This is a genomic window from Neisseria sp. P0021.S005 (assembly GCF_051956955.1).
The window spans coordinates 1-8,285 of sequence record NZ_JBQCWY010000103.1; the positions used below are offsets into that span (position 1 = coordinate 1).

Here is an 8,285-nt window from a genome sequence, read left to right on the forward strand (position 1 = left end):
AAGTACGACTCAACAACGACTTATGGCTGAAATGGCAACTTGGCTCCTTTATTTACTTCGATTCCGACCGCTGGGGCGGCTGGGGTACTGCCGACTCATACGTCGCGCTCAACAGCTACAAAAACCTCGGCACCGTCAAAATGGGCTACATCAGTACGCCCATGAACAGCATTTATCTGAACCCGTTCGACACCAACAGCCCGATTTTGGAGTTCGGCAAAATTTCCCGCTTCGGCCAACGCCGTGTTTCCATGGCTTATGAGTCGCCTTGGAAAAACGGCTTCCAATTCAAATTCAACGTTTCCCCCGGTTCCAATGCCGCGCGCAATAACAACAACTGGAATCCGGACAAAAAACGTGACGGTGACTGGGTCTTCGGCTGGGGTGTGGACTACTACCACCCCAACAACGGCTTTAACGCGCACTACGCTGCCGAATACGCACCCAACGACTCTCCGACCGAAACCAAAGACTTCCAAGCCCACGCATTCATGGCCGGATACAGCAAAGACAAAATCTCCGTCGATGCCGCGTTCCAATACGCCAAAAATACTTGCGACGGCTTTAGCTGCTGGGGGCCATGGGAGGAGGAGAAGAATAGTATAAAAATAAAACACGAAGACAAAGAAATCAACAACACCAAAGAATTTATGGTGTCGGGTTCATATAAAATCGGCAATTTCAAACCTCAAATCGGCTTTGCCTACGGTAAAAGCTCTATCGGCGAAGACTACAAACACGTCGCCGTCAGCACCGATTACAGCTTCTCCAAACGGACAACTGCCACACTCGGCGCCGGCTGGTTGAAAGAAAACGTCAATCCGAAATACGAAGAAGATTTGCCGAAAAAATCTTCTTACGCCGTGGGCATGGTATTCAAACACCGCTATTAATGCCTGACAGATTAAAGGCCGTCTGAAACAATTTGTTCAGACGGCCTTTTCTACATCCTATAATTAAACTTGCAGCCCACCTTAAAAATCATTACATTGCCCACACTCAAGCAACAAAAACGTCATCATGAACGCCCACCGCACCCTCATCATCTCCGTTTTTATCGTCGCCAGCTGCGGCCTCGCTTATGAGCTCATCATCGCCGCGCTCGCAAGCTATCTTTTGGGCGACAGTATTTTGCAGTTTTCCTCCGTCATCGGGCTTTATCTGTTTTCAATGGGTATCGGTGCCCACCTGACCCAATACATCAAAGATAAAGACGTGTTGCACCGCTTTATCGAAATCGAACTTCTGGTCGGCATCATCGGCGGTATTTCCGCACTGGCATTATTTGTGGCCTTCGGTTTATCCGCCGCCCCGTTCCGCACCCTGCTCTACGCTTTTGTACTGATTGTCGGCATGGTTGTCGGCATGGAAATTCCTTTGGTCATGCGCGTGTTAAACCAAAAAGGTGCGGAATTTAAAGAACTCGTTTCCAAAGTATTGACCTTCGACTACTTGGGCGCACTCGCCGTTTCCCTGCTCTTCCCGCTCCTCCTCGCACCCAAACTCGGCATGGCGCGTTCCGCCCTTTTGTTCGGCATCCTCAACGCCGCCGTTGCCTACCTGACCGCGCGCGTATTCAAAGCCGAGCTACCCCGCTACCGCGCCATCCGCCTGCGCGCGCTGATTGTCTTGTCCGTCCTCGCCGCCGCCTTCGCCTACGCCGACCGCATCTCATTCAAAGCCGAACAAAGCTATTTCGGCGATCCCGTTGTCTATCAAAGCCATTCGCCCTACCAACGGCTGGTCGTGACCCGCTGGAAAGACGACACCCGCCTCTATATCAACGGCAACCTGCAATTCTCCTCACGCGACGAAGCCCGTTACCATGAAGCACTCGTCCTGCCTGCCATGCAGATGGTTCCCAATGCCGAACGCGTCCTGATTCTCGGCGGCGGTGACGGATTGGCGGCACGCGAAGTCTTGAAATATCCGCAGGTCAAAAATGTTACTTTGGTCGATCTCGACCCCGACATGACCGCCACTTTTAGAACCTCCGCCACCTTGAGCGCACTCAACCAAGGCTCGCTGTCCCATCCCAAAATGCACGTCGTCAACGACGATGCCGCCAAATGGCTGGAAGGGTCGTCTGAAAAATTCGACGTTATCATCATCGACCTACCCGACCCATCCAATTTCTCGCTGGGCAAACTCTACTCCGTCCCCATGTACCGCCTCGTTGCCCGCCATCTTGAGCCGCAAGGCAAGATTGTTGTGCAATCGACTTCGCCTTATTTCGCCCCTAACGCCTACTGGTCGGTCGTTGCCACCCTCGAAGCGGCCAAATTGAATACCGCGCCCTATCATGTTTACGTCCCTTCCTTTGGCGAATGGGGATTTGTGTTGGCAGGGTTTGACCAAAACTTCCCCATTCCGCAAAAATTCGACGTACCCACCCGCTATCTCAATGCCCAGACCGTCGCTGAAATGTTCCGTTTTCCGCCCGATATGGCAAGGCGCAAGGTGGAAGCAAATTATTTGAACAACCAAATTCTCGTCAGTTATTTTGAAAGTGATTGGAACAATGTGATGCGATAAAATATCTAAAGGCCGTCTGGAACATCTACCTTCTTTTTATCTCCGTTCAGACGGCCTCATCGCCCGTTTACCCTTTTTCACACAGCATTTGCTTGAAAAAATAAGGTTTATCTTTATCTAGATAGAACACAATCGACACTATCCGTTGAATGAAGGAACAAACACTTATGCAGTATTTTGGAATCGGTTTTTTGGTTTTAATCTTTTTGGAAATCATGTCCATCGTCTGGGTTGCCGACTGGCTTGGCGGTGGTTGGACGCTGTTTGTGATGGCTCTCAGCTTTATCAGCGGTATCTTTATGCTGCGCCATACCGGCATCTCTGGCCTTTTACTCGCTGGCGCAGCCGTCCGCAGCGGCCAAAACATTTCCCTCTATCAGATGCTGTGGCCGATTCGCTATACTGCTGCCGCGGTTTTCCTGCTCAGCCCCGGTTTTATTTCAACCGCCGTTGCCCTACTCTTGCTGATTCCGTTTAAAGGCAACGCGGCCGTTTCTTCTACGCAGTCTTTCCAAAGCCGCCAGACTTACAGCTCTGCCAAAGATGATGAAGACATTATCGAAGGCGAATATACGGTTACACGCACCAGCAAAGCCGACAAACCGCAAGAATATATCGAACACAAACCCGATTGACGACTTCCTTCATAACAGGCCGTCTGAATTAGGAATACCTCAAAAGTGTTTCATATTTCAGACGGCTTTAGTCATTTCCTGGCTTTGAAAATGTAAATATCGGTTTGTAATTCGGTTATTCCGCATAAATCATTTAAAATAAGCAACTATTTTGATTCTAAAAACGACACGGTATCTAATGAACGTTCAACGTCTTTTCCCTCTCTCCCTCAGCTTGATTACCGCCGCTGTTTTATCGGCGTGCGCCACCCAAAACACACCGACTGCTTCGAAAACCGAAACCGTCGTTCAGCCTAAATCCACTTCTATTCCTTCACGCCGCACCGACAGCGAATCCAAAGTCCTGTCCGATTACAGCCAATACCAAAGCGCCATCGATGCCGCCAAACGCGGTGACGATGCTTGGGTACAACAATTTTTATCCCAAGCCAGCGACAGCGCAATGGCTGAAAACGTCCGCAACGAATGGCTGAAAACCTTGGGCACGCGCGGCCAATGGGATTTGTTCCGTCAAGAATTCAGTAAATTGAACGCCGCTGGCGTCGCCCAAGAAGTGCAATGTTATGCCGATTTGAGCAGCGGCAATTACAGTAAAGCCGCCGAGCTGGTTCGCGTTACCGGCAAACTGCCTGCCGGTTGTACCCGCTTGGTTGAAAGCGCGGCAGCTTCAGGCCGTCTGAACACCAACGACGCATGGCGTCGCGTGCGTGGCTTGTTGAGCAACAGTCAAACCACAGATGCACGCAACCTCGCCGCCGCATTGGGCAGCCCCTTTGAAGGTAGCGCGCAAGGTGCGACCGAATACAGCCTGTTGAGCGTAATCGGCAAAGATGCACGCAAGTCTGCTTCTGCCGCTGCCACCCTGTCCGACATGGAATCCGGCCTCAGCCGCGAACAACGCAGCTTCGCATGGGGCGTATTGGGCCACTACCATGCTCAAAGCCAAAACATGCCGACTGCTTTAAGCTACTACGGCCGCGTTTCCGACCGCAAGCAATTGACCGACGAACAATTGGAATGGTACGCACGCGCCGCCTTGCGCCTGCAACGTTGGGACGAATTGGCAAGCGTGATTCAGCATATGCCTGAAAAACTGCAAAAAGACCCGACATGGCAATATTGGCTGGGCCGCAGCTTTGCCGCACAAGGCAAAAGCAGCCAAGCCAAAGAAATGTACGAAAAAGCCGCCGCTTCCGGCCGCAATTTCTACGCCGTAATGGCAGGTGAAGAACTGGGCCACCGCATCAATACGCGCAACAATGTTTCCGATGCCGATTCCAGAGACGTCCGCCGCATGAGTGAAGACGGGGCCATCAAACGCGCATTGGTTCTGTTTAAAAACAGCCAAAGCAACGGCGATTCCAAAATGCGCCGTCAGGCGCAGGCGGAATGGCGTTTTGCCACCCGCGACTTCAACGAAGACAATCTGCTGACTGCCGCACAAGTCGCTTTTGACAACCAGTTCTACGACATGGCAATCAACAGCGCAGACCGTACCGACCACAAACTCAACTACAAACTGCGCTATCTCTCTCCGTTTAAAGACCTGACCGTCCGCTATGCCGCACAGGCAGGCGTTGACCCGGCATGGGTTTACGGTTTGATTCGCCAAGAAAGCCGCTTTGTCATGGGCGCACAATCCAGCGTCGGCGCACAAGGCCTGATGCAGGTCATGCCTGCAACCGCCCGCGAAATCGCCGGCAAAATCGGTATGAGCAGCAGCGAACTCTACACCATGGACGGCAATATCCGCATGGGTACTTGGTACATGGCAGATGCCAAACGCCGCCTGCAAAATAACGAAGTGATGGCCACCGCAGGCTACAACGCCGGCCCCGGCCGCGCCCGCAACTGGCAGGCTTCTTCTCCTTTGGAAGGCGCCATCTACGCCGAGACCATCCCATTCACCGAAACCCGTGACTACGTGAAAAAAGTCATGACCAACGCGACTTATTACGCGTCATTGTTCAACGAACCGCAGACTTCGTTGAAACAACGTATGGGTACGGTTCCCGGCCGCTATTAATACCCGATAGGCCGTCTGAAAAGTGAGACAGAATCCAACATTCAGACGGCCTACAACCTTGACAGACTATCGGGTTTATAAGATAATCGCCCGATTGTTTCTGACCGAAAAGGTCACTTGCACGGCAAAAGCCGACTTGTTAGGAGGTGATGTTTACATCACGGCGCGTATCCCGCCCTGCCCTAGGCAAACCAGCGATACAACAACTACCCCATTATGACAAACCGTCCTCTATTTCTTAAAACGGTTTGATTGAACAAAATTTAAAGGAAATAAAATGCCTGCTATTCGTGTTAAAGAGAATGAACCATTTGAAGTTGCCATGCGTCGTTTCAAACGTGCCGTAGAAAAAACCGGTCTGTTGACCGAGTTGCGCGCCCGTGAAGCGTACGAAAAACCAACTACCGAACGCAAACGCAAAAAAGCTGCTGCAGCCAAACGTCTGCAAAAACGTCTGCGCAGCCAACAACTGCCTCCTAAAATGTACTAATTACAGGCCTGCCCTGTGATAAACGACACACCGCAAGGGCAGCTTTGCGGTGTGTTTTATTTTTCAGACGGCACTTTTTTATTGATATAAAGTGAGAACATTATGAGCCTAAAAACACAATTAACCGAAGACATGAAAACCGCCATGCGTGCCAAAGACCAAGTGTCTTTAAGCACCATCCGCCTGATTAATGCCGCCATCAAACAATTTGAAGTAGATGAGCGCACTGAAGCCGATGACGCAAAAGTCATCTCTATCCTGACCAAAATGGTAAAACAGCGCAAAGACAGCGCCAAAATCTACACCGAAGCCGGTCGTCAAGATTTGGCTGACAAAGAAAACGCGGAAATCGAAATCCTCAACTGCTACCTGCCGCAAATGATGTCTGCAGAAGAAATCAAGACTGTTGTTGAAGCAGTCATTGCAGAAACCGGTGCATCAGGCATGGCAGATATGGGCAAAGTCATGGGCGTATTGAAAACCCGCCTGGCCGGCAAAGCCGACATGGGTGAAGTCAACAAGATTTTAAAAGCCGCATTGACTGCTTAATCCTCAATAATCAAAAAGGCCGTCTGAAATATTATTTTCAGACGGCCTTTCTTATTGTGCCAATCAAGCAGCAGTTACTTTACCTTCATGACGCAACAAAGTAATCAAATCGCTGATACGTTTTTTCATGGAACGGCGATCGACGATTTGGTCGATTGCCCCCTTCTCCAACAAGAATTCTGCACGTTGGAAACCTTCCGGCAAGGTTTCGCGTACAGTCTGCTCGATAACGCGCGGACCGGCAAAACCAATCAGCGCATTCGGTTCTGCTAAAACCACATCACCCAAGAAGGCAAAGCTGGCAGACACGCCGCCCATGGTCGGGTCAGTCAATACGGAAATAAACGGCAGACGTTTTTCAGTCAGCAAATGCAAAGCCGCGCTGGTCTTCGTCATCTGCATCAAAGAGTTAATCCCTTCCTGCATACGCGCACCACCGGAAGCCGCCACGCAAATAAACGAACAATTATCTGCAACGGCACGACGTACACCCTGAACGAAACGCTCACCCACGACCGAACCCATAGAGCCGCCGATAAAACGGAATTCAAACGCAGCCACTACGACAGGCAGGCCGTTCATGGTGCCTTTCATAACAACCAATGCATCGTCTTCACCGGTTGCTTTACGCGCAGCCGCGAGGCGGTCGGGATATTTTTTGCTGTCTTTGAATTTCAGCGGGTCGGTCGGTTTAATATTGGCTGCAATCTCTTCACGGCCTTCTTCATCCAAAAGTAGATTCAAACGTTCGCGCGCAGAAAGCGGATTGTGGTGATTACATTTCGGGCAGACTTCGCTGTTTTGCTTCAACTCGGTTGAATAAACCGTTGCCGAACAAGACGGACATTTGTGCCACAGGCCTTCAGGGACGCTGGACGAACTGCTTCGGTTTTTAATTTTCGGAGGAAGAATTTTATCTAGCCAGCTCATGAATGACTCCTTGGAATTCAGAATTCAGACGGCCAGTTGAACGTAAGGCCGTCTGAAACAATGGAATGGAAAAATTTAGCGAATCGCGTCTTTCAACTCTTTAACCAACGCGCCTACTGCTTCGGCCTCGCTACCTGCGTGGCTTTCAATCTCTTTGACGATACGGCTGCCGACAATAACGGCATCCGCTACCGCACCAATCTTACGCGCACTCTCCGCATTATTGATGCCGAAGCCGACACCAATCGGAATATCGATGTATTTGCGCAAAAGCTCTATTTTACGCGAAACTTCTTCAGTATCCAAACTTGCCGCACCGGTCACGCCTTTGAGCGATACATAATACACAAAACCGCCGGCTACTTTGGCAATCGTTTGAATACGCTCCTCAGTCGTTGTTGGCGCAATAAGGAAAATACAATCAATACCTTGCGCTTTCAATGAGTCATGCAGCGGGGTAATGGTTTCTACCGGAGAATCCACAGTCAATACGCCATCCACGCCCGCGTCGGCAGCCGCTTGCGCAAACGCCTGATAGCCCATTTTATGTACAGGGTTCAAATAGCCCATCAAGACAACCGGCGTTTTATCATTGGTTTGACGGAACAAGCGTACTGTTTCCAATACGTCGTGCAAAGAAACATGATTTGCCAACGCCCTTTCAGCCGCACGTTGAATAGTCGGGCCATCCGCCATCGGGTCAGAAAACGGCACACCCAGTTCCAAAATATCAGCACCATTAGCCACCAGGCTATACATCAATGCCAAGGTTGTCTCAAGGTTGGGATCACCCACTGTAATATAAGGAATCAGTGCTTTTGCGCCATTGAGCACTGAGAAAGTTTGTTGGATTCTGCTCATTTTCTGCTATCCATTTCATCGATTTGAATGTTGTCCGGCAGCCTGTTTATTCTGCCGTTACATTTGTTTTAAAAACCTCAGTCTGCCATGAAAAAGCGGCATTTATCCGCATTATCTAATGACTGTTTCTTCCCAATCGGCAAACAAGAGGCTAAGTATAACATTTACGGCTATTTCATAGAATCATTTGCAATCAAGATTCTGATATTTTGAAAGCAATATAAAACAATAAAGGCCGTCTGAAAATCATTCAAACAGC

Annotated in this window: 8 protein-coding genes; 6 read left to right on the top strand and 2 right to left on the bottom strand. The window is 50.1% G+C overall.

Features of this window, described 5'->3' with window-relative positions:
• The 6 genes from ACTHUE_RS07750 to ACTHUE_RS07775 form a co-directional block, all read left to right on the top strand.
• Positions 1–893: porin (locus ACTHUE_RS07750; RefSeq protein ID WP_440423228.1), on the top strand; the 893-nt coding region annotated here is incomplete at its 5' end.
• A 124-nt stretch (positions 894–1,017) separates the two neighbouring features.
• Positions 1,018–2,535 (top strand): polyamine aminopropyltransferase, encoded by a 1,518-nt coding sequence (locus ACTHUE_RS07755; protein WP_293203795.1) that lies wholly within the window; start codon positions 1,018–1,020, stop codon positions 2,533–2,535.
• Positions 2,536–2,702: 167 nt separating this feature from the next.
• Positions 2,703–3,170, top strand: coding sequence for an FxsA family protein (locus ACTHUE_RS07760; protein WP_049335533.1), 468 nt, complete (start codon positions 2,703–2,705; stop codon positions 3,168–3,170).
• Positions 3,171–3,348: 178 nt separating this feature from the next.
• A complete protein-coding gene (locus tag ACTHUE_RS07765) occupies positions 3,349–5,196 on the top strand; it encodes a transglycosylase SLT domain-containing protein (protein ID WP_440361135.1) in 1,848 nt (615 codons plus the stop codon).
• A gap of 277 nt (positions 5,197–5,473) precedes the next feature.
• Positions 5,474–5,686 carry a 30S ribosomal protein S21 gene (rpsU, locus tag ACTHUE_RS07770; RefSeq protein ID WP_003680926.1) on the top strand — a complete coding sequence of 71 codons (213 nt, stop codon included), beginning with the start codon at positions 5,474–5,476 and terminating at the stop codon, positions 5,684–5,686.
• Positions 5,687–5,788: 102 nt separating this feature from the next.
• Entirely contained in the window at positions 5,789–6,235 is a 447-nt protein-coding gene (locus ACTHUE_RS07775) for a GatB/YqeY domain-containing protein (RefSeq protein ID WP_049344106.1), read from the top strand.
• A 63-nt stretch (positions 6,236–6,298) separates the two neighbouring features.
• On the opposite strand, the gene accD is transcribed toward ACTHUE_RS07775, so the two are convergent.
• The gene (accD, locus tag ACTHUE_RS07780; RefSeq protein ID WP_049331298.1) at positions 6,299–7,165 is read right to left on the bottom strand and encodes an acetyl-CoA carboxylase, carboxyltransferase subunit beta; all 867 of its coding nucleotides are present in this window, start codon (positions 7,163–7,165) and stop codon (positions 6,299–6,301) included.
• 75 nt (positions 7,166–7,240) lie between these two features.
• Positions 7,241–8,026, bottom strand: a complete 786-nt coding sequence (trpA, locus tag ACTHUE_RS07785; protein WP_440361136.1) for a tryptophan synthase subunit alpha — start codon at positions 8,024–8,026, stop codon at positions 7,241–7,243.
• Positions 8,027–8,285 lie beyond the last annotated feature (259 nt).

Coding starts and splice junctions, on each gene's coding strand:
- ACTHUE_RS07760 (WP_049335533.1), top strand. CDS start 2,703: ATGCAGTATTTTGGAATCGGTTTTTTGGTTTTAATCTTTTTGGAAATC.
- ACTHUE_RS07765 (WP_440361135.1), top strand. CDS start 3,349: ATGAACGTTCAACGTCTTTTCCCTCTCTCCCTCAGCTTGATTACCGCC.
- rpsU (WP_003680926.1), top strand. CDS start 5,474: ATGCCTGCTATTCGTGTTAAAGAGAATGAACCATTTGAAGTTGCCATG.
- ACTHUE_RS07775 (WP_049344106.1), top strand. CDS start 5,789: ATGAGCCTAAAAACACAATTAACCGAAGACATGAAAACCGCCATGCGT.
- accD (WP_049331298.1), bottom strand. CDS start 7,165: ATGAGCTGGCTAGATAAAATTCTTCCTCCGAAAATTAAAAACCGAAGC.
- trpA (WP_440361136.1), bottom strand. CDS start 8,026: ATGAGCAGAATCCAACAAACTTTCTCAGTGCTCAATGGCGCAAAAGCA.